This window comes from Pseudomonas sp. JZ134 (assembly GCF_051027695.1).
In the GTDB taxonomy this organism is placed as follows: Bacteria; Pseudomonadota; Gammaproteobacteria; order Pseudomonadales; family Pseudomonadaceae; genus Chryseomonas; species Chryseomonas luteola.
Window position 1 is genome coordinate 218565 of sequence record NZ_CP069250.1, and the last position, 20747, is coordinate 239311.

Genomic DNA, 20747 nt, shown 5'->3' on the forward strand with positions numbered 1-20747 from the left:
CCCTTATCTAATGTATGGAAGCCAGCTATCTACGCATTTTGCTAAAAGTATATGTACTTCTTTGAACATTTCTTTTGAGAGGCGGTATGGATCGGGTACCTCACGGTTATTTACCCATTTACCAATCAGAAAAACTCTCCCTTTGATTTCTGGCGCCATACTTTCAACAGAACGAGAATGAAATTCTTCCATCGTCAAAATAAGGTCTGCCTTCCGAAGCATTTCTGCATCAACCTGGCGAGCTTTATGTGTCGATAGCTCAAGTCCGTTTTCTCTTAGTACTTCTTGAGCCGTACTATCCATAGGGCGGCCTACTAATGCACCAATACCCGCTGAACTGACTTCTATATTCCGCCCTTTCAGGCCTTCCCTTAGAAGCGTTTCGGCCATTGGACTTCTGCAAATATTTCCAACGCAAACCACTAAAACTGACTTAATCATGAAAACTCTTCCAGACGGGAAATCAGATGCTCTTGATGGCATTTACCAATCGTATCTGGAGCTCACCCTGACATGTCTTCCGCATCTGAACTCCTACTGGGATTCGATCAGGCAAGCTCTGACATCTCTACCTTAGAAAGTTCAGCTGTTGCCGGCCTGAATCACCTTTCGGTCGTCAGGTCCGGCAGCAGTTCTCAGTAAGCGTTCTTGTTGATGAAACCCTTGAAGAGGGTCAGGAAGATGATCTTGACGTCCCACCAGAAGGACCAGTGGTGGATGTAGTCCAGGTCGAACTCGATGCGCTTCTGCATCTTGTCCAGGGTATCCGTCTCACCACGCCAGCCGTTGACCTGGGCCCACCCTGTAATACCGGGCTTGACCTTGTGGCGCAGCATGTAGCCTTGAACCAGCTTGCGGTACTGTTCGTTGTGAGCAACCGCATGGGGTCGTGGGCCTACGATCGACATCTCACCACGCAGTACGTTAATGAACTGGGGAAGCTCATCGAGTGACGTGCGTCGTAGGAACGAGCCAAAGGGTGTGATGCGGCTATCGTTCTTGGTCGCCTGCGTCACCTTCTCGCCATTCTCCATGACCTTCATGCTACGGAATTTCCAGACTTCGATCGGCTTACCGTCCATGCCATAACGCTTCTGGCGGAAAAATACCGGGCCAGGAGAGGACAGCTTGATACCAATGGCGATAACCAGCATGGGAATGGAAATGATCGACAGAATGATCAGGGACAGAACGATGTCCTCGATGCGCTTGACGATCAGGCTAGCACCATCCATTGGCGTATCGAAGATACTGATGCTGGGCAAACCATCAATGCTTTCGCTACGGGCATGGAGCAGGTGGAACATGAAGACGTCAGGAATGATGTAGACCGAAGCGGTCGTATCGCTGAGTTCTTGCACCAGCCAGTTGATGTGCTCCTGGTGCGCCATGCTCAAGGTGATATAGACCTTGTCGATATAACCGGCGCGCGCATCCTCTACCAGCTGTTCCAGGTTGCCGCGAATCGAAAAGCCGGGCTCGCTACGGTTGAGCTCGGGATGGTCTAGCGGATTCTCGACATAGAAACCGAGCAGTTGCAGGCCCATCCATGGCGCTCTGTCGATTGTATGGGCAAGACGCTGACCGATCTTGTCGGCACCTACGATGGCTACTCGGCGCGTATTGAAACCGGCTTTTCGCAGCGAGTGCATAACAGAGCGCAGCAGCACCCGATATCCGCACAGGCCAATCAATGAAAGAGCCAGCCATGCCTTCATGGTACTGCTGATTAAAAAGGATTCATTAAAGAAGAAATAATCAACCATGAAAACAGTTGAGAATGTTAATACCCAATAAGTTGATATTTTTATTAGTTCATTGGATATTCTTTCGCCGCGCCATGAAAGATACATTTGATTCATTTCTGTCAGGAAATGAAATATCAGAAGAGCAAGGAATACTATTACCCAGTGCTCAGGTTTCATGGGGACGCCAGGAATCACGGAGCCAGCCAGATAAGCTGTTCCTGAAATTACCATTAAATCTAACAAGCGATGTGATAGTGAGATCGCTGATGAATTCGAATGTAAAATACCACGTTCTTTAAAATTCATAGTTCCATCCTTGTGCATAAACGTATGCACGAACTTCAACAGGACCGAATAGTCATGGACAACGATCGATGAACATTCGTAGTCGATAACAACCGAACGTGTTTAGGATTCCATCGCGCTGACTCAGGGAATGCTTCAACGGTGACTATAGCCGTCGGTAGGACCGCCCGAAGATTCAAAGGTTCCTTGACTTTGAAGCCCTCGATAAGTGGTTACCGACTCATTCAAGGAGCAAAAGATGAAGGCGTGGTTATAGTCGTTTTAAAAGGTGAATTGGATCACCTTTTAATGGTTAAAAGTGGGCGGATGTTCAAGTTTTATAGGTATTCCAATACCGATAAGCGGTGCTCATAGGGATAAAAGGTCGCTGTGAATCTGTTACAAATTCTAGAAAATTCTTTTTGAAACCTGTTCGTTAGACCTTGAGTGACAATTGTTGTCTTTGCGGCTTGAAAGATCATTGGATTCCTTCACGTGCTTCAGATGGAGCGTGCTCGATATACCGCTCCGCGTATCGCTTGGATCATCGATCTGCCTTGTCGGTCCGGCCGCGCAAGGGACGCTCGGGTACAGACAAGGCGCAGGCAAGTGCGAGCAGGGAAAGCCCAGCCGATACCAGAAACAGTTTATGAAAGGTTGCAAGAAGCGTTTGGCGTAATGGATCGATCGTACCGGCTGACTCAACCAGGTATGTCTGCAGCACGTTTTCAACGGAGCCCTCATGACCCTGCATAGGAGGTAGCCATAGCAGGAGTAGTGCGGACAAGCCAGCGGCGCCTACCGCGCCCCCCAATGAACGGAACAGCGAAATCGTACTGGACATAACCCCGATATCAGCCTGTGGAACAGCATTCTGGGCGGCAACCAGTGCAGTGGGAAACTGCATGCCCGTTGCAAGTCCTGCCAGAAACAGACTGCCGCCGGCCAGTAACCCGCTGCGCGGATCAATAAAGGCAAGTATTACTAGTGCGCATGGCATGATTAGCGTACCCACCAGGATCTGAGGTTTATAACGTCCCAGCACGGCGGTCAGTCGCCCACAGGTAAAGGCACCCAAGGGAATGCCCGCTGCAAACGGAATCAGATGCAGTGCCGCTTTGCTCATGTCATGGCCGGCGCCAGCTTGAAACCATAAGGGGATCAGCAGCGTTAGCCCTATGGCCTGGAAGTTGGTAAGGAAGTTGAGCATACAGCAGAGCCCGGCCGTTCTGTTCCGGAGTAGGCGTAAGGGCAGAAGTGGTTCTCTGGCGCGCTGCTCATGGTATGCGAATAATGTCAAAGCTGTTATTGCCGCAGCGGCAAGCCAGAGAAGATAGCCGCTGCTTAAGGGCGCTCCTTTGCCGATCAATGTTGTAGCCATTAAAAGCGCAGTAAGGCCGGTAGCCAGTAGCAGAATGCCCGGGTAGTCAATGATGGCCTTGCGGCCGGGCACGGGAAGGCTGGCTAGAACGCGGTAACAAATGAAGAGCCCGGCAATGCCAACGGGCAAATTGATCCAGAAAACCCAGCGCCAGGATAAATACTCGGTCATCAAGCCGCCCAATACGGGGCCTGCAATACTGGCCAGCGCATACATGCTGCTGATATAGCCTTGATAACGGCCTCGCTCGCGTGGCGGTACGACGTCGCCAATGACCGCTTGGCTTACGGCAATCAGTCCTCCTGCACCCAAGCCCTGTAAGATTCTGGCCAGGATCAGTTGGGGCATGTCTTGGGCGAGCGCACAAGCGAGTGACGCTACCGTAAAGAGGCTGAAAGCTGCCGACATCATCTTTTGTCGGCCATAGAGGTCGCCAAACTTTCCGTAGAGCGGCATCGAGACGGTCATGGCAACCATGTAGCCCGATATTACCCAGGCCAGAAGTCCGGTGTCATTGAGCTGTGCAGAGATGGCCGGCAGCGAAACCGCCACGATCGTTTGATCCAGAGCGGCCAGCAAAATAGCCAGCATGGGTGCCGGCATAATGGCCTTTATGCGATCTGAACGTGCCGCGTCGGAGTTCAACTGCATTCTCGATAAGATAGGAACGATACAGGTCTGTTTCCCTGATCGCTTTGTAGTATCAGTAGCAATGTATGGATAAGGCCTAATAAGGACAGGTCTGCCTCCTTTTTATAGTGCTTTTTTCTAAGGCTGAAATTTTCTTATTCACCTATTGAAAATTACCAAGAGCCTTGGTATCAGGGCTTTTCCTACAGGCTATACAGAAACTGCGCACAGAGTTATCCACAGGTTTTAGTGGTCATGCTCATGGGTATGAGTGGCATGAGGCATCGGTACGATGAACGCTCTGCCATGGCGTACCCCACGCTCTGCAGTGACATGCTGGGCCAGCTCTCGGACCTCCGCGGTAGTTCCCTTCAACACTGAGACCTCCATGCAGCTTCCATGATCCAGATGGACATGCAAAGTAGCCAGCGTAAGGTCGTGGTGGGCATGAAACGTACGGGTCAGCCGCTTCGAGAGTTCACGAGCATTATGGTCATAGACATAACTCAAGGTGGCGATACAGGTGGAGTCGGCTGGCAGATCTTGCGCGACGGGCTCGCGCATGCCTTCTCTCAGCAGGTCCCGGATGGCCTCGGAGCGTCCTTGATAACCGTGGCTCGCCACACGATCGTCAACAGCGGCCAACAGGTCGTCATCCAGTGTAATCGTTACTCGTTGCATAAAAACCAATCACCTTCAGTATGAAGTTTTCTCGTAGACATCATACTCTTCCCTGACTATTCTCCCGCGCTTGTCTACGCATAACGGGAGTGGGAGTGTGAATCAGCTTGGCTTCAAGAGAAAGCTCGGGGTGCTTCTATTGGCAGCGGGATTGGTTCTGCCTGTTATGGCGCAAGCTGAGGTGCTTACCTACTCCTGGCCGACGAATGCCGGGCCGCTTGATCCTCGCGGTTATTCGCCGAATCAGATGTATGCCCAGACGATGGTCTATGAGCCACTGGTACGCTATAGGGCCGATGGCAGTGTCGAGCCCTGGCTGGCGACCCGGTGGGATATATCCCCGGATGGACGGACCTATACGTTTATCCTGCGCGATGGCGTGCGCTTCAGTGATGGCAGCGTGTTTGATGCGGCAGCGGCAAAAGCCAATATCGAAGCCGTTCTGGCAAATCGCAAACGGCATGCCTGGATGGAGCTGGTTGAAACCATCGATCATGCCGAAGCGCCAGATGCCCATACGCTGCGTCTGGTTTTAAAGCATCCTTATTATCCTACCCTGCTTGAGTTGGCACAGGTGCGCCCCCTGCGGTTTGCAGCGCCCAATGCTCAACCTGGACAGCCGATAGGAACAGGCCCCTGGCAACTGGTTGAAAGTCGTCGAGGCGAGTTTGATCGCTTTGCCCGCAACCCTTATTACTGGGGCCCAAAGCCTGCCTATGACGAGGTGCTGGTTAAGGTCATTCCTGACCCGAGTGGGCGGGCGATTGCGCTCGAGACGGGGCAGCTTGACCTGATCCAGGGTTCCGAGGGTGAGGTTTCCGCCGACACTTTCGTTCGCTTGAAACAGGCGGGCTACCATACGGCTATCTCAGCGCCTCTGGCGACCCGGGTCATTGCACTCAATACCAACCTTGCGCCTACCAATGAGCTGGCGGTGCGACAGGCCATCAATTGGGCCGTCGACAAGGATGCGATCGCCAAGCACGTCCTGTATGGCCTGGAACCACGGGCCGATACGCTTTTCTCAACCAACCTGCCGTATACCGATGTTGGCCTGAAGCCGTATGGCTATTCTCCTGAGAAGGCTAGCGAGGCGCTGGAACAGGCTGGCTGGATACTGAATCCAGGCGAGAAGATTCGCTACAAGAATGCGCAGCCGTTACGCCTGGAGCTGTGCTTCTATGGGGCAAATGCACTACAGAAGAGTGTGGCTGAGGTTGTTCAGGCCAACCTGGGTAGTCTGGGTTTCGATGTGGTTCTCAAGGGAGAGGACGAGGGGGCTTTGGTAGAGCGCCAACGTGATGGTCGCTTTGGAATGATCTTCGCAGAGACATGGGGCGCACCCTACGATCCGCACTCTTTCGTCAGCTCCATGCGTTATGCCGGGCATGCGGATTATCAGGCACAGCAAGGCCTGCCAATGAAGGCCGCCATTGACCAGGAGATCGGTGAAATATTGGCGTCGGTAGAGGAGAGCAAACGGCAGGCGCTCTACAAGGACGTGTTGACTACTTTGCATGAGCAAGCGGTTTACGTGCCTATTTCATACCTGACCGCTACCAGCGTAAGCCGCGATTCAGTCGAAAACGTGCAGTTCGGCGCGACTCTTTTCGACGTGCCTTTCGAGGTCATGAAGCCGGGCGGAGAGTAACTTATGCTGCGTTATATCGCCTATCGGCTGGCCCTGCTGATACCCATCCTGCTTGCTGTTTCGCTACTGGTATTCGTGCTGCTGCATATGGGGCGGGGTGATCCTGCTCTGGATTACCTGCGTCTCTCCCAGATTCCGCCCACGGACGCGGCCCTGGCGGAGGCGCGGCATACGCTCGGGCTCGATCTTCCCTTGGTTGAGCAGTACTTGATGTGGCTCTGGCGCGCGCTGCATCTGGATTTCGGAACATCATTCGTGACGGGACGGCCCGTCCTGGATGATCTTCTCTATTACCTGCCCGCCACCCTTCAGCTAGGAGGCACTGCGCTGGCGGTCACTTTGCTGGTCAGCCTGCCGCTAGGCATCTGGGCGGCCCGCAGACCGGGTGGCTGGCCGGATCAGCTTGTACGGTTTATCGCCTTTTTTGGCGTCTCGATGCCCAATTTCTGGTTAGCATTCCTGATGGTCGCCCTGTTTTCCGTGACCCTGGGATGGCTGCCTCCCATGGGGCGGGGAGGAATAGCGCATCTGGTCATGCCGGTACTGGCAGTGGCGCTGATGTCGTTATCGATCAACGCGCGGCTTCTTCGTGCCAGCCTATTGGAAGCCAGCGGGCAGCGACACGTGTTGTGCGCGCGCCTGCGTGGGCTGCCGGAAGGGCAGGTATGGCGCAGACATATCCTGCGCAACGCCTGGCTACCCGTCGTGACAGCCATCGGGATGCATGTCGGTGAATTGATTGGCGGCACGCTGGTCATCGAAACGATTTTCGCCTGGCCCGGGCTGGGCCGTTTTGCAGTCAGTGCCGTTTACAACCGGGACTTTCCCGTATTGCAGTGCTTTACGCTGCTGATGACCGGGCTGTTTGTCCTCTGCAATCTGGTTGTGGATGTACTGTACGCCTGGCTCGACCCTCGCACGCGATTGGAAGGAGCACAGGCATGCTAGTACAGACGATGAACGCGCCCCGGACGCGCTCATGGGGGGCTTGGCTGGGTGGTGTACTGGTCATCCTTCTGCTCGCCTTGACGCTGCTGGGGCCCTGGTTGGCTCCCTACGATCCGACTGCCGTCGATGTGAGCCAGCGGTTACAGGGGATGAGCGAAGCGCATTGGCTGGGAACCGACCATCTGGGGCGTGACGTCCTGTCGCGCCTCATTACTGGGGCACGTTTGTCCCTGGGTACGGTTGTGCTGACGCTATGCCTGATCCTCACGCTTGGCATTGTCGTAGGCGGTGTGGCCGGGTTTATCGGTGGTCGACTGGACACGGTGCTGATGCGAGTCGGCGAATTGTTCATGACCGTACCCACCTTTGTTCTGGCGCTCTTCTTTATTGGTGTGCTGGGAACAGGGCTTTCGAATGTCATCCTGGCCATCGCTCTTTCGCATTGGGCCTGGTATGCCCGGATGGTTCGCAGCCTCGTGATCTCGCTGCGTGGGCGAGACTATCTGCTGGCATCCCGTCTGGCGGGTGCGTCACGTCTGCAGAGCTTTGTCAGCCACATCCTGCCGAGCGTGCTGGGTCAACTGATGGTCCTGGCCTCGCTAGATATCGGCCACATGATGCTGCACGTATCAGGTTTATCCTTTCTCGGTCTGGGCGTCAGCCCACCTACGCCGGAGTGGGGTGTGATGATCAACGACGCCAAAGAGTTTCTCTGGACGCATCCTCAACTCTTACTCTGGCCGGGCCTTATGATTTTCCTGACCGTAATGGCTTTCAACCTGCTTGGGGATGCGTTGCGGGATCGCCTGGATCCTTCGCTGCGCACAGGAGGGCATTGATGAGTCGTGTATTGGAAGTCCAGGGCCTGACCCTGGCTGTTAATGATCACGTCTTGGTCAAGGATCTGAGCCTGACGGTCAGGACCGGGCGTATTACCGCTTTGGTGGGTTCCAGTGGCTCTGGCAAATCCATGACCTGTCTGGGCATGCTCGATCAACTTCCCGCAGGCGTGACAAGGGTGTCAGGACACGTGCTGTGCGACGGACAAAGGACGAGCGGCGAGCATCTGCGGGGGCGTCAGGTTTCCATGATCATGCAGAATCCCCGTTCTGCCTTTAATCCTGTACTGACGATGCGGGCGCATGCCTACGAGGTGCTGGCGCTGCGTAACATCCGTGGTGCAGATGCCCAGGCGCGTCTGGACGCCTGCCTGGTGGATGTTGGCCTGAATACTTCCTCTCACGTGCTTGACCTTTATTCCTTTCAAATGAGTGGCGGCATGTTACAGCGCATGATGATTGCGTTGGCACTGCTGGCTGAAACCCCTTTTCTATTGGCCGATGAACCAACAACGGATCTTGATCTGCTCATGCAGGCACGTGTGCTGGATGTACTTGATCGACTGGTTGAAGAGAAAGGTCTGGGAATTCTGCTGGTAACGCATGACATGGGAGTTGTTGCCCGTTGCGCCCACGATGTGTTGGTGATGGATGAAGGGAGCCTTGTGGAGGCTACGTCTGTCGAGCAATTGTTTGAAGCACCATGTAGCCCTGCCGCGCGTGATCTGCTGGCTGCGCATCAGGCGCTCACCTTGGCGGAGGATTATGAATGAGACTGCTCAGCGCTGAGGGTATCGGGCACGGCTATCGCTCGGGAGGTTTCTGGTCAAGGCGGCCCTTGCAGACCGTATTGCAGGGTGTGGATTTTCACATTGACGAAGGGGAAAGCGTTGGTCTTCTGGGAAACAGCGGCAGTGGTAAAAGTACATTGGCGCGTCTGTTGCTGGGACTTGAAAGACCGATAACCGGGCGCGTCAGCTTTCGGAATGAGGTGCTATCCGAGCTAAGGGGTGAAGCGCTTCGTACGTTTCAGCGCCGTGTCCAGTTGATCTTCCAGGATGCACCAAGCGCATTCAACCCTCGCCACTCGATTGGCTGGAGTCTGTCTGAACCGCTTCGACACTTGATGGGTCTTTCCAGGCCGGACTGTTTGCGGCGAGTTGCTCAGCTGTTGGAGCAGGTTGGATTGGCGGCTTCCATGGCTGACAGGCTCCCCGGCCAGCTCAGTGGCGGACAGCTCCAGCGGGTCGGCATTGCGCGGGCGCTGGCATCAAACCCCTCGCTTATTGTACTGGATGAGGCGCTGTCCAATCTGGATCGAGTCCTTCAGGTGCAGATACTGGATATGCTCAGCGAAATACGTGAAACGCAAGGAACAGCCTTTCTGTTGATTACCCACGATCTAAGCCTAGTACAGCGGCTGTGCCATCGGGTGGCTGTGCTGGATCAGGGGCGGCTGGCCGAAGAGTGTAAGGTAACCACGGGGCTGCGTTTTGAGCATCCGGCTGGAGTGGCGTTACAGAAAGCCATTCTGCCGGCTCGACCTGTAAGGCGCGCGCCGGCCGTTCTCTAAGGTTTCTCAGCCAGCAGCATCAGATTGCGGGGTGTCAGGCTAGGGTCGCAAAAGCTGCCTAGTCTGACCCCGTAGCCCTGTTCCTCCAGAAAGAGCGCCCGATCAAGGAGCAGCCAGAGCTCGAGCGGTCGCCGGAAAAGCCCGCGGACCAGTTCAAGATTGCGAACAGCGGCGAGACGCTTCCAGCCGGCGGCCTCAAGTGCCTCCCAGTTGCGCTCAGGGATGGGCGGCAAGCCTTTGAGCGTGGCAAGCTCCAGGCAGTAGTCGCGAAAGGTGCACTGCAACCAATGGGTTGCTAGTGGAGGAGTAGGAAGGTATTCATCGGCTCCGCGGATCTCTCGCTGAAGCAGGTCGAATCCCAGCCTTCTGGCCATGGAAAGGTCACGCTGGCGGCGAACCCGGGCACCGGCGGTCACGGTTTCACACAGGGGCAGCCCAAGGTCCTCCTTGCTCAGGAGAAGCGCTGACTGCCTGGCGTTCGCGGAAAGCGGACGGTACTCATCGGCGCTGATACGGTTATAGCAACAGGGCGCTAACGCCAAGGCAGGGCAGCCTGTCTGGCTGGCTACTTGCATCAACCGCACATGGAGATCACCGCACGCATGCAGCGCTACAGGCGTGTGAAAGGCCTTAAGCCTTTCCGTAACAGAATCAGCCATTACATCCTGTTCATAATGATGGGCTGAAAGCCCCAGGCGCTTGCTGATACGTTGCCCTGTCTCTACCAGTGAGGGATCGTATTCCAGACAGTCGAACGCAGCGCCATGGACGCCCAGGCGTCGTCCTAGATGGCCTTTGCCTGAGCACCAGTCCAGCCAATGCGAGGGAGGGCTGTTGAATAAGGCGTGGTGAGCGAAAGCCTCCACCTGCTGCCATTTGCGTCCCGGCACGTCCACGCTCAGCCTGTTAGGCGCTTCGCTGTACTGCCTGGGCAACTCGCCGATCATGCACAGCTGACGTGCCTCTTCGGCCCAGGCTGGAAAAGGCGAGGGGGCCTTAAGTGCATGGGGATGTGTATGCGTAGCCTCCGCCTCTTCAAGTGAGCGGGAGCGAAGCCACGAGGATAGCTCCGGGTTGGCCTTCTCCCAGGGCAGTGTTGGCTGGGTGAACGGCTTGGGTCGCCAGAGCGCCTGGTGCTGTATCAGGAAGCTGTCCAAGGCATTGAAGCGTGCTTCTAACGCACTGCCCTGGAGGAAGGAAGCAGGATAGGTCTCACTCATGCCGATCACGGAGGCTAACGGGGCGGCGAAGCATAACGCACCGCCCTGTCGCTGTGATCAGTAGAGGCTGAACGGAAAGTATCGGGCGTTGATCTGCTGGTATGTCCCGTTGGCGAGAATACCTTTGAGAGCTTCATCCAGGCGGGCTTTCAGCGGATCGTTCTTGCGTACCGCTATCGCAATGCGGTCCTTTTGCAGGACGGGTTCGCCTTTAAGCTCGAAGCGTTGCCCCTCTGGGGTCTGCAGCCAGGCGTAATGCGCAAAGCGGTCTCCCAGTACGGCATCCACACGCCCATCTGCAAGGGCCTGGTTGGCTTCCTCCTGGGAGTCGTAGAAGCGCATGTTGACCTGACCGCCCAGATGGTTGGAGAGCCAATCTGCCGAAAGCGTCGCGCGGCCGGCACCGATAACCTTGCCTTTGAGTCCGCGGGGGTCTGTGCTGAACGGTTTATCCCTGGGGGCAATGAACTGAATGCTGTTCATGTAGTAGGGGATAGTGAAGGAGACGAGCTGCTCACGCTCCGGTGTGATCGACATCGAGGAAATGATGGCGTCGAACTTGCGTGCGTTCAGTGAAGGCAGCATGCGATCCCAGCTGGTGATCACGAACTGGCATTGCACCTTGAGTTCTGCACACAGTGCCTGGGCAATATCCACATCGAAGCCGGTCAGCTTGCCGTTACCACTAACGCTACTGAACGGGGGGAGCGAGCCTTGAACGCCCACTTTGAGAACGTCGGCCGCCAGAGCTGTGCCGCACAGGCTTAAACCCGTCATCAAAGAAATAACCCATCGCTTGAGCCGCTTCATTCATTCCTCCATCTACAGGTCTGTATAAGCTTTACAGCTGTTTAACCGCAGGTTGTCAAATAAAAGACCCAAGACGAGCAATTGAGCGAGCAGGAGAGAATCGTGCTGAAGCCTTTCAGGGCAGTGATACGAGGCGGGACAAACATGCAGGCAAAAAAAAGCCCGATCAGTGATCGGGCTTTTAGAATCATGGTGCCCAGGGACGGAATCGAACCGCCGACACGGGGATTTTCAATCCCCTGCTCTACCAACTGAGCTACCTGGGCAACGGGGCGCATTAAACCGTTATAAACGATTTGTGTCAAGCGCGAGTTGAAAAAAATTCAATTTTTACCGTGACTTAAGTGTTTGCCCCAAAATCAGAAGGGCTAACACCCTAATCATTCACTGGGCGGTACGTATCCTTCGGCTTGCGCGTACTCTTCGCCAGAAAGGAATTTATCCATTTCCTGCTGAAGGAATTTACGGTCGTCGGCATTCATCATGTTCAGACGGCGCTCGTTGATCAGCATGGTCTGATGTTTCTGCCAGTCATCCCAGGCCTGTTTGGATACATTCAGGTAAATGTCCTCGCCCTTGGCGCCCGGATAAGGCGGGCGATCCAGGCCAGGCAGTTCTTGCTTGAGCTTACGGCACATGACAGTGCGGGTCATACGGTTTCTCCTTTCAACGCCTCTTCGGCGCGCTTGAGCAATTTCTTGACCGGGGCTGCCAGCCCCAGGCGTGGCGGATTGGCGAGGTTATACCAAAGCCAGTCCGGTTCGGTCATGGATTGATTGCGGCTGTCCACATGAATCAGCCAGGGCTCGATGTTGAGCTGGAAATGGCTGAAGGTATGTGTAAGGCCTGGCAAGGCCTGACGCTGCTCCATGATCAGGCTGTGGCGCTCAGTCAGGGCCCCCAGCTGATCGACCGTATCGAGCTCAGGTGGACTCCAGAGACCACCCCAGAGCCCGGAAGAAGGGCGCCGGTGGAGCAGGATGGCATTGTCATCATTGATGATCAGTGGCATCAGGGTCCGCTTTTGCGGCAAGGTCTTCCGTGGCTTGGGTTCGGGAAAATCGGTTTCACGTCCCAGCCGATGGGCCTGGCAGCCTTCTTTCAATGGACAGAGCAGGCAGGTGGGCTTGCTGCGTGTGCACAGTGTAGCGCCCAGGTCCATCATGGCCTGAGTGTAGTTGCCCACACGAATATGAGGTGTATAGCGCTCCGCCACGTCCCATAGCGCTCGGGCGACGGCGGGCTCGCCGGGATAGCCGGACTGTGCCGAATAGCGCGCCAGAACCCGCTTGACGTTGCCGTCCAGAATCGGCGCGCGAATGTTCATGGACAAGCTGGCAATGGCACCTGCCGTCGAGCGGCCTATGCCTGGCAGGTCCACGAGGGCTTCGACACTGCGTGGAAACTCACCGTTGTGCTCGGTGACGACAATCTTTGCCGTCTTGTGCAGATTTCGGGCGCGACTGTAATACCCCAGTCCCGTCCAGAGGTGCAGTACTTCGTCTTCAGAGGCAGCGGCAAGCGCCTGGACATCGGGTAACGCCTGCATGAAACGGTCAAAATAGCCCAGCACTGTACTGACCTGGGTCTGCTGGAGCATGATCTCCGAGACCCAGACCCGATAAGGGGTGATGTTCTGCTGCCAGGGCAGGTCCTTGCGGCCATGAATGTCGTACCAGTTCAGGACTGCGCTGGAAAAGCGTTCCGGATTCATCGTTTGTGGAATAACCCCTTGATGGCATCTTTGAGTTCGGGACTGACCTTGTCTCCGAGCTTTTCATCCAGTTTCTCATTAAGTCGATCACCCGCCAGTCGGGCGACGATCTTGCTCATGCCGTCGCGATCCAGGCGGCAGGCCTTGGCGCCCAGCTCCAGCGGACCCCGGCAATGCAACGGCCACTCGATGCCGGTATAGCGCTCATTGACCTGACAGGCCGGGTCGGGCATGTCGCTCTTGTCGCCTTCGACGGTTACGCCAATGCGGTAGTCCAAGCCCAGCACGCGTAAGTCGATATCACCGTTGCCCTTGGCCGTCAGGCCGGGAATGCGGGCAATCAGGTCCTGGTTGCTGGCGACTCCATTATTGATGGTCAGACTACCGCTCAGCTCGCGGAACGGAGTGTCCTGGCCATCATGCGCACTGGCAAGTGTCTTTTTGTTGAGCAGCGCGATGCCCTGGCAGAGCTGGCCCTCTAGGTTGGCATTGGCCAGTACACCATTGCTCAGACGAAAGCGCGCCGTTCCATCCAGGCTATCCATCCATGCCTTCTGGCTATTGCCTTGCGCGGTCAGGTTGGCATCCAGATCCAGCGCCCCCCGTACGGGTGGCTTTTGACCCTGGGCCTGGAGAATTTTTTCAACCGGTACCTGAGCAATACGTTCGGTCACACTGAGTTTGGGTGTGATTCCTCGAACATCAAGGGCACCATTGGCCTGAAAGCGACCGCTGAACAAGTCGCCACGCAATTCGCTCAGTGTGACGAGGCCGTCTTTACCGTTGAGCTTGAGGCTGGCGTTATCAATAGGCAGCTTGGTGACCACGAAGTGATCCAGGTTGAGCGAAGCGTTCAGATCCAGTGCTTTGAGCCGCTCTACAGGAAGAATGTCCTCACTGCTCCAGGCATGCTGAGTGGGGGAGGAGGGAAGCGGTGAATTGCCCTGGCTGGCAACCGCATCGGCTGTAGTCACTTCGTTCTGGCGAGCCGTATTGCTCTCGTGCTGAGCGGCAGCCGTCTTGGCGGGCAGGTAGCGATCCAGGTCGAGGCGATCACCCTTGAGGTCAATACTCAAGGCTTTGCGGGCGAAGTCTTCTACGGCAATACGACCCGAGAAGGTGCTGCCATCCAGTACAAGGTTCAGGTCTTCCAGCGCCAGGCTGTTCTGGCTGCCGGACAGGCGTGTATTGAACTCAACCTGCTTGAGCGTGTTGGCGTCAGCCATTTCCGGCAGGGCGACACCAATGCTAGTCAGAAAGGCGCGCAGATCGGTCTGTGCAATGGACAGGCCGCCTTCAAGCTTGGGTGCCTTTTCAAGGTCATGCACTTTGAGTTCACCCAGCGCCTTGAGCTGGTTGAAAGTCAGCTTGAGGCCGTTCCACTCAGCAACCTGAGCGGCCCGGTCCAGAAGAAGTTGACCTTCCGCTGAATATTTCAGCAGCTGTCCGCCGAAGGGCTCGCCTGTGGCATCGCCGGACAGGTTGGCATTGTCCAGCTGGTAACGCTGTAAGGCATTGTCAAAGCGCAGCTCGCCAGTCAAGACCACCGAGGCATTGACGGGCGGTTGATTGGTCGTGAGGGTGCCCAGCAATTTCAGCGGAATATTAGTGCCTTCGCGGATGCTGCCAGTGCTCAGGTCGAGGCCTTCGAAAGCATAATGCGCGCCGCTGCGGGCATCGCTGTAATCGAGGCGTGAGTCCTTGACTGTCAGGCTATCGATATCCAGCTTGAGTGGGCGGCGTGGCGTGTCATCCTGGCCGGCTGGCTGCTCCGCCGGTTGGTCGTTTGGCGTACCGGGGGTTTTATCGGGTGCAGGGCGGCCAATGTTTTCCCAGTTGGCCTGGCCTTGTTCGTCGCGTGCCAGCGTCAGGTTGAGGCCGTCCACGCGAATATCACTCATCTCGACATCATGGCGAAGCAGCGGCAATACGCGTACCGAGAAGCCCAACCGCTGTACGTTGGCAAGCGGCTTTTGTGGTGTGGTGGCACTGGCGATGGTCGCATCATGAAGTTGCAGGCCAAGCCATGGAAAGAGGCTCCAGCCTATATCGCCGTTAAGGGTCAGCTCGATGTTGGCCTTGTCCCGAGCAAGTTGGCGGATTTCGTCTTTGTAATCGTTGGGGTCGAACAAGTGGGTCAAGGCAAAGCCCAGCGCCACGATGATCAGCAGCAGCCCAAGAAAGACAAGGCCGAGCACTTTTCCGAACGCTTTCATTGACGGGTCCTTATCTAAAACTTAAGTAATGGCCGAGTATAACGCTGCCAAGTGGTCGTTTTGGCTGGATGAACGTCAGAAGCGCGATATCGGCCTCAGACTCTCTGTCGCGCTGTAAATGCCGTTTGGCGTGTAGGCACGAAAAATTGAGTGCTGTGCTCTGGTATTTACACGCCATGCGCTCTATTGTCGCGCCCCGACTAAAGGAGAATTCGTTCGCGTTTTTGAAAAAAACGGTGCGTTGGGGAATGCCCGGTCTTTTCTGCGAACACTTCAGCGAGTCGTCAACACTTCATATAGGGGATTTCTCATGAGCATTACGCTCACACAGAGCGGCACTTCCGCTCGTCCCGCTTTCCTATCCAAGGAACGGATCGTTGCCACCCATGGCTTCAACCGCTGGCTGGTACCGCCAGCAGCACTGGCCATTCATATGTGTATCGGCATGGCCTACGGTTTCTCCGTATTCTGGTTGCCGCTGTCTCGTGCCGTTGGCATTGATGCACCCATTGCCTGCGCGCCCACCATGGGCTTTTTCGATCAGCTTTTCGCCACGGGCTGCGACTGGAAAATCTCCCAGTTAGGCTGGATGTATACCCTGTTCTTCCTGTTCCTGGGCTGCTCGGCTGCCTTTTTCGGTAGCTGGCTGGAGCACGCCGGTCCTCGCAAGGCAGGCGTCGTGTCGGCATTCCTGTGGTGCGGCGGTCTGGTGATCTCGGCCATGGGCGTGTATACCCACCACATCTGGCTGCTCTGGCTGGGGGCTGGTGTGATCGGGGGGATCGGGCTGGGGCTTGGCTATATTTCGCCAGTTTCGACACTCATGAAGTGGTTCCCTGACAAGCGGGGCATGGCGGCCGGCATGGCGATCATGGGCTTCGGCGGCGGTGCGATGGTCGGTGCGCCCCTGGCCGACATGCTGATGCGCCATTTCGCAACGGCTGAAGATGTTGGTGTCTGGCAGTGCTTCCTGGTCCTGGCCGGCGTCTATTTTGTCTTCATGATAGGTGGCGCGCTTGCGTACCGCGTACCGCCGCCTGGCTGGCGTCCGGAAGGATGGTCGCCTTCGCTGAAAAAGACCGGCAATGACATGATCACCAGCCGTCACGTGCATGTCAGCAAGGCCTGGCGCACGCCCCAGTTCTGGCTGGTGTGGGCGGTACTCTGTCTGAACGTTTCCGCTGGTATCGGTATCCTGGGTATGGCATCGCCCATGCTGCAGGAAGTATTCGGTGGTCGCCTGATCAACGTCGGTATTCGCTTCAATGACCTGAACAAGGATCAGCTGGCGCAGATCGCCACGATCGCTGCCGGCTTTACTGGCCTGCTCAGTCTGTTCAACATCGGCGGTCGTTTCTTCTGGGCATCGTTCTCGGACTTTATCGGTCGCAAGATCACGTTTTTCGTGTTCTTTGCGCTGGGCTTTGCCTTGTACGCGATCATTCCGTGGACCAGCCACATGGGCAGCGTAGCGCTGTTCGTGTTCACGTTCTGCCTGATTCTGTCCATGTACGGCGGCTGCTTCGCTACCGTGCCGGCTTATCTGGCGGATCTCTTCGGTACGCAGATGGTGGGGGCGATCCATGGTCGTCTGCTAACGGCCTGGGCCGCTGCCGGTATCTTCGGTCCGGTGCTGGTGAACTACCTGCGTGAGTACCAGCTGGGCCTGGGGGTTCCGCGTGCAGCTGTCTATGACACTACGCTGTATATCCTGTCGGGCCTGCTGATCCTCGGCTTTATCTGTAACCTGCTGGTACGCCCGGTGGCAGACAAGCACTTTATGACCGAGGCCGAGCTGGCTGTTGAGCGTTCCAAGAGCAACGACAACAACTTCGACAATCTAGTGATCGAATGGTCGGCTGACCCGTCCAGCAAGACTTGGGTCATTCTGGCCTGGGCTGTGGTCGTCATTCCGTTGGCATGGGGTGTTCTCATTACCCTGGGCAAAACGGCTGTGCTGTTCGGCTAAGCGATACCGCTCGCGGCAGGTGCAATGCCTGCCGCGTTTCCCGCCACTCGTCCCATCCTTCCTCTCGTTTGCGTTTAGGTGCCTTTCACGGCTTCTGCTTCCTGGCTATGGCTTCTATACTGTTTACCCTTTTTTGCCCTCTCATTTCGCGGAGCAGGTAATGGCCGAACGCAAGGCAGCCGTCGAGCGCAATACCCTGGAAACCCAGGTCAAGGTATCCATCAATCTGGATGGCACCGGGCAAGCCCGATTCGACATCGGGGTTCCCTTTCTTGAGCATATGCTGGATCAAATCGCCCGCCACGGGTTGATCGACCTGGACATCCATTGCAAGGGCGACCTGCATATCGACGATCACCATACCGTTGAGGACGTGGGCATCACGCTGGGCCAGGCCTTTGCCCAGGCCATTGGTGACAAGAAAGGCATCTACCGTTACGGACATGCCTATGTGCCACTGGACGAAGCCCTGTCCCGGGTCGTCATCGATTTTTCCGGGCGTCCCGGTCTGCACTGGCATGTACCGTTTACCCGGGCTACGGTCGGAGGCTTCGACGTCGATTTGTTCATCGAGTTTTTCCAGGGCTTCGTCAACCATGCGCAGGTAACGCTGCATGTGGATAACCTGCGTGGCATCAACACTCACCACCAGATCGAGACAGTCTTCAAGGCGTTTGGACGCGCGCTGCGCATGGCAGTCAGCCAGGACGAGCGCATGGCAGGACAGATGCCATCTACCAAGGGGTGTCTCTGATGCAGATGGTAGCAGTCATCGACTATGGCATGGGCAACCTGCACTCGGTTGCCAAGGCGCTTGAGTATTCAGGCGGCGCACGCGTGCTGGTCACGGGCGATCCGCAGATCATTCGGGAGGCAGACCGCATCGTCCTGCCCGGCGTAGGCGCTATCCGCGATTGTATGGCTGAGATCCGCCGCCTGGGCATTGATGTGCTGGTTCGCGAAGTCAGCCAGGATCGTCCCTTCCTGGGCGTCTGTGTGGGCATGCAGGCCTTGATGGAAACCAGCGAGGAAAACAACGGTGTTGACTGTATCGGCCTGTTTCCCGGTCGGGTGCGCCGCTTCCCTGCCGATATGGTGGAGAATGGTGAAAAGCTTAAAGTCCCGCACATGGGATGGAACGAGGTGGCGCATACCCTCGATCATCCGCTTTGGCATGGTATTCCAGACCAGAGCCGCTTCTACTTTGTGCACAGCTACTACATCGAGGCCGCCAACGCTCGCCAGGTAGCCGGCCGAGGCCATTATGGCGTGGACTTTACCGCCGCCTTGGCTGACGGTCCGCGCTTTGCCACGCAGTTCCATCCCGAAAAGAGCGCAACCTGCGGTTTGCAGCTCTACCAGAACTTTGTTGCCTGGGACGGCCGCTGGTAAGCCTGGCTGACTGTACTAGCCGCCATGGCAAGGCTTGAGCGCAAGCACAAAGCCAGCCCGTGGCGTTTTATCACTATTAGCGAACGCATTCCTGGCGCTGAACCTGTGCCATGCAGGCCGCCCCGAATGCCTTGGGTAGAGATCTATGCTGATTATTCCTGCAATTGATTTGAAAGATGGCGCCTGCGTGCGTCTGCGCCAGGGCCGTATGGAAGATTCCACGGTTTTCTCCGACGATCCTGTAAGCATGGCGGCCAAGTGGGTCGAAGGCGGCTGCCGTCGTTTACACCTGGTTGATCTTAATGGAGCGTTCGAAGGCCAGCCGGTCAATGGCGAAGTGGTTACCGCGATCGCCAAGCGCTATCCCTCCCTGCCTATCCAGATCGGTGGCGGTATCCGCTCATTGGAAACCATCGAGCACTATGTAAAGGCTGGCGTGAGCTACGTGATCATCGGCACCAAAGCCGTAAAGGAGCCAGCATTCGTGGCTGAAGCCTGCCGAGCCTTTCCAGGCAAGGTCATCGTTGGGCTGGATGCCAAAGACGGCTTCGTGGCGACTGATGGCTGGGCGGAAGTCAGTCAGGTGCAGGTAATCGATCTGGCCAAGCGCTTCGAGGCAGACGGCGTTTCGGCGATTGTTTACACCGATATTGCCCGTGACGGCATGATGCAGGGATGCAACGTACCGTTTACTGCCGCGCTGGCAAACGCTACCCGAATTCCTGTCATCGCATCGGGCGGTATCCATAACCTGGGCGATATTCAGAATCTGCTGGATGCCAAGGCACCCGGCATCATCGGTGCCATTACCGGTCGCGCGATCTACGAAGGCACGTTGGACGTCGCAGAGGCTCAGGCCCTGTGCGATCGTTATCAGGCATAAGACAGGCCGACAGACGAGGGATACCGTATGGCACTTGCCAAGAGAATCATTCCCTGCCTCGACGTGGACAATGGCCGCGTGGTGAAGGGCGTCAAATTCGAAAATATCCGTGACGCCGGAGATCCGGTAGAGATTGCCCGTCGTTACAACGAGCAGGGCGCAGATGAAATCACCTTTCTGGATATCACCGCCAGCCACCAGGGCCGCGATACCACCCTGCATACGGTCGAACGTATGGCGAGTCAGGTGTTCATTCCGCTGACCGTGGGCGGTGGCGTCCGTACCGTGCAGGATATTCGTAACCTGCTCAACGCGGGTGCAGACAAGGTCTCGATCAATACTGCAGCAGTCTTTACGCCCGAGTTCGTCGGAGAAGCCGCAGACCGTTTTGGCTCGCAATGCATCGTTGTCGCCATCGATGCCAAGAAGGTCTCGGCACCGGGCGAAACGCCGCGCTGGGAGATCTTTACCCACGGTGGCCGTAAGTCGACCGGGCTGGACGCCGTTGCCTGGGCACGCAAGATGGAGGACTTGGGAGCGGGTGAAATCCTGCTGACCAGCATGGATCAGGACGGCACCAAGAGCGGGTTCGACCTCGGAGTGACACGTGCCATCAGTGAGGCCATCAATATTCCTGTTATCGCATCAGGTGGTGTCGGTAATCTTGAGCACCTGGCTGCCGGTATTCTGGAAGGCAAGGCCTCGGCGGTATTGGCTGCCAGCATTTTCCATTTTGGAGAATACAGCGTGCCTCAAGCCAAGGCCTATATGGCTGAACGGGGTATTGTGGTCCGATAAATAGAGATT

Annotated in this window: 19 protein-coding genes and 1 tRNA gene; 10 read left to right on the forward strand and 10 right to left on the reverse strand. The window is 56.3% G+C overall.

All coding sequences use genetic code 11. The features are described 5' to 3' along the window. Window positions 1-3: 3 nt before the first annotated feature. From JQR86_RS00950 to nikR, 4 genes are all read right to left on the reverse strand, one after another. A complete protein-coding gene (locus JQR86_RS00950) occupies window positions 4-441 on the reverse strand; it encodes a low molecular weight protein-tyrosine-phosphatase (RefSeq protein WP_019367274.1) in 438 nt (145 codons plus the stop codon). 194 nt (window positions 442-635) lie between these two features. Beyond that, window positions 636-2054, reverse strand: a complete 1419-nt coding sequence (locus JQR86_RS00955) for an undecaprenyl-phosphate glucose phosphotransferase (RefSeq protein WP_434154162.1) — start codon at window positions 2052-2054, stop codon at window positions 636-638. 523 nt (window positions 2055-2577) lie between these two features. Further along, window positions 2578-4065 (reverse strand): MDR family MFS transporter, encoded by a 1488-nt coding sequence (locus JQR86_RS00960; protein WP_434154163.1) that lies wholly within the window; start codon window positions 4063-4065, stop codon window positions 2578-2580. Between the two features lie 225 nt (window positions 4066-4290). Next, a complete protein-coding gene (gene nikR, locus JQR86_RS00965; protein ID WP_019367277.1) occupies window positions 4291-4725 on the reverse strand; it encodes a nickel-responsive transcriptional regulator NikR in 435 nt (144 codons plus the stop codon). 97 nt (window positions 4726-4822) lie between these two features. Here nikR and nikA point away from each other — a divergent pair, with 97 nt between their 5' ends. The 5 genes from nikA to nikE are packed head-to-tail and all read left to right on the forward strand — an operon-like array spanning window position 4823 to window position 9736. After that, window positions 4823-6376, forward strand: coding sequence for a nickel ABC transporter substrate-binding protein (nikA, locus tag JQR86_RS00970; protein ID WP_407362519.1), 1554 nt, complete (start codon window positions 4823-4825; stop codon window positions 6374-6376). Window positions 6377-6379: 3 nt separating this feature from the next. Then, window positions 6380-7324 (forward strand): nickel ABC transporter permease subunit NikB, encoded by a 945-nt coding sequence (nikB, locus tag JQR86_RS00975; RefSeq protein ID WP_407362518.1) that lies wholly within the window; start codon window positions 6380-6382, stop codon window positions 7322-7324. Beyond that, window positions 7318-8163, forward strand: coding sequence for a nickel ABC transporter permease subunit NikC (nikC, locus tag JQR86_RS00980; RefSeq protein ID WP_010796156.1), 846 nt, complete (start codon window positions 7318-7320; stop codon window positions 8161-8163). Before nikB ends, nikC begins: the two co-directional genes overlap by 7 nt. Beyond that, on the forward strand, window positions 8163-8936 hold the full coding sequence (locus tag JQR86_RS00985) for an ATP-binding cassette domain-containing protein (RefSeq protein ID WP_407362517.1): 774 nt from the start codon (window positions 8163-8165) through the stop codon (window positions 8934-8936). The genes nikC and JQR86_RS00985 overlap by 1 nt, the downstream gene beginning before the upstream one ends. Further along, a complete protein-coding gene (gene nikE / locus JQR86_RS00990) occupies window positions 8933-9736 on the forward strand; it encodes a nickel import ATP-binding protein NikE (protein ID WP_434154165.1) in 804 nt (267 codons plus the stop codon). Before JQR86_RS00985 ends, nikE begins: the two co-directional genes overlap by 4 nt. Here nikE and JQR86_RS00995 read toward each other — a convergent pair. The 6 genes from JQR86_RS00995 to JQR86_RS01020 form a co-directional block, all read right to left on the reverse strand. After that, window positions 9733-10956 (reverse strand): methyltransferase, encoded by a 1224-nt coding sequence (locus JQR86_RS00995; protein ID WP_434154167.1) that lies wholly within the window; start codon window positions 10954-10956, stop codon window positions 9733-9735. The two genes, nikE and JQR86_RS00995, sit on opposite strands and share 4 nt — an antisense overlap. Window positions 10957-11013: 57 nt before the next feature. Continuing rightward, window positions 11014-11766 (reverse strand): transporter substrate-binding domain-containing protein, encoded by a 753-nt coding sequence (locus JQR86_RS01000; protein ID WP_010796152.1) that lies wholly within the window; start codon window positions 11764-11766, stop codon window positions 11014-11016. 190 nt (window positions 11767-11956) lie between these two features. Further along, a tRNA-Phe gene (locus JQR86_RS01005) sits at window positions 11957-12032 on the reverse strand. Between the two features lie 114 nt (window positions 12033-12146). After that, window positions 12147-12419, reverse strand: coding sequence for an oxidative damage protection protein (locus JQR86_RS01010; protein WP_010796151.1), 273 nt, complete (start codon window positions 12417-12419; stop codon window positions 12147-12149). Continuing rightward, on the reverse strand, window positions 12416-13480 hold the full coding sequence (mutY, locus tag JQR86_RS01015; protein WP_434154168.1) for an A/G-specific adenine glycosylase: 1065 nt from the start codon (window positions 13478-13480) through the stop codon (window positions 12416-12418). Before mutY ends, JQR86_RS01010 begins: the two co-directional genes overlap by 4 nt. Continuing rightward, complete coding sequence (locus tag JQR86_RS01020) at window positions 13477-15696, reverse strand: AsmA family protein (RefSeq protein ID WP_434154169.1); 2220 nt, start codon at window positions 15694-15696, stop codon at window positions 13477-13479. Before JQR86_RS01020 ends, mutY begins: the two co-directional genes overlap by 4 nt. A gap of 310 nt (window positions 15697-16006) precedes the next feature. Here JQR86_RS01020 and JQR86_RS01025 point away from each other — a divergent pair, with 310 nt between their 5' ends. The 5 genes from JQR86_RS01025 (at window position 16007) to hisF (ending at window position 20738) form a co-directional block, all read left to right on the forward strand. Next, entirely contained in the window at window positions 16007-17665 is a 1659-nt protein-coding gene (locus JQR86_RS01025) for an OFA family MFS transporter (RefSeq protein ID WP_122041369.1), read from the forward strand. A gap of 160 nt (window positions 17666-17825) precedes the next feature. Next, window positions 17826-18419: an imidazoleglycerol-phosphate dehydratase HisB gene (gene hisB / locus JQR86_RS01030; protein ID WP_010796147.1), complete on the forward strand. Its 594-nt coding sequence runs from the start codon at window positions 17826-17828 to the stop codon at window positions 18417-18419. After that, entirely contained in the window at window positions 18419-19057 is a 639-nt protein-coding gene (hisH, locus tag JQR86_RS01035; protein ID WP_286789013.1) for an imidazole glycerol phosphate synthase subunit HisH, read from the forward strand. Before hisB ends, hisH begins: the two co-directional genes overlap by 1 nt. Window positions 19058-19202: 145 nt before the next feature. Next, complete coding sequence (gene hisA / locus JQR86_RS01040; protein WP_122041371.1) at window positions 19203-19940, forward strand: 1-(5-phosphoribosyl)-5-[(5-phosphoribosylamino)methylideneamino]imidazole-4-carboxamide isomerase; 738 nt, start codon at window positions 19203-19205, stop codon at window positions 19938-19940. A 27-nt stretch (window positions 19941-19967) separates the two neighbouring features. Next, on the forward strand, window positions 19968-20738 hold the full coding sequence (hisF, locus tag JQR86_RS01045; protein ID WP_312271193.1) for an imidazole glycerol phosphate synthase subunit HisF: 771 nt from the start codon (window positions 19968-19970) through the stop codon (window positions 20736-20738). Window positions 20739-20747: the final 9 nt, after the last annotated feature.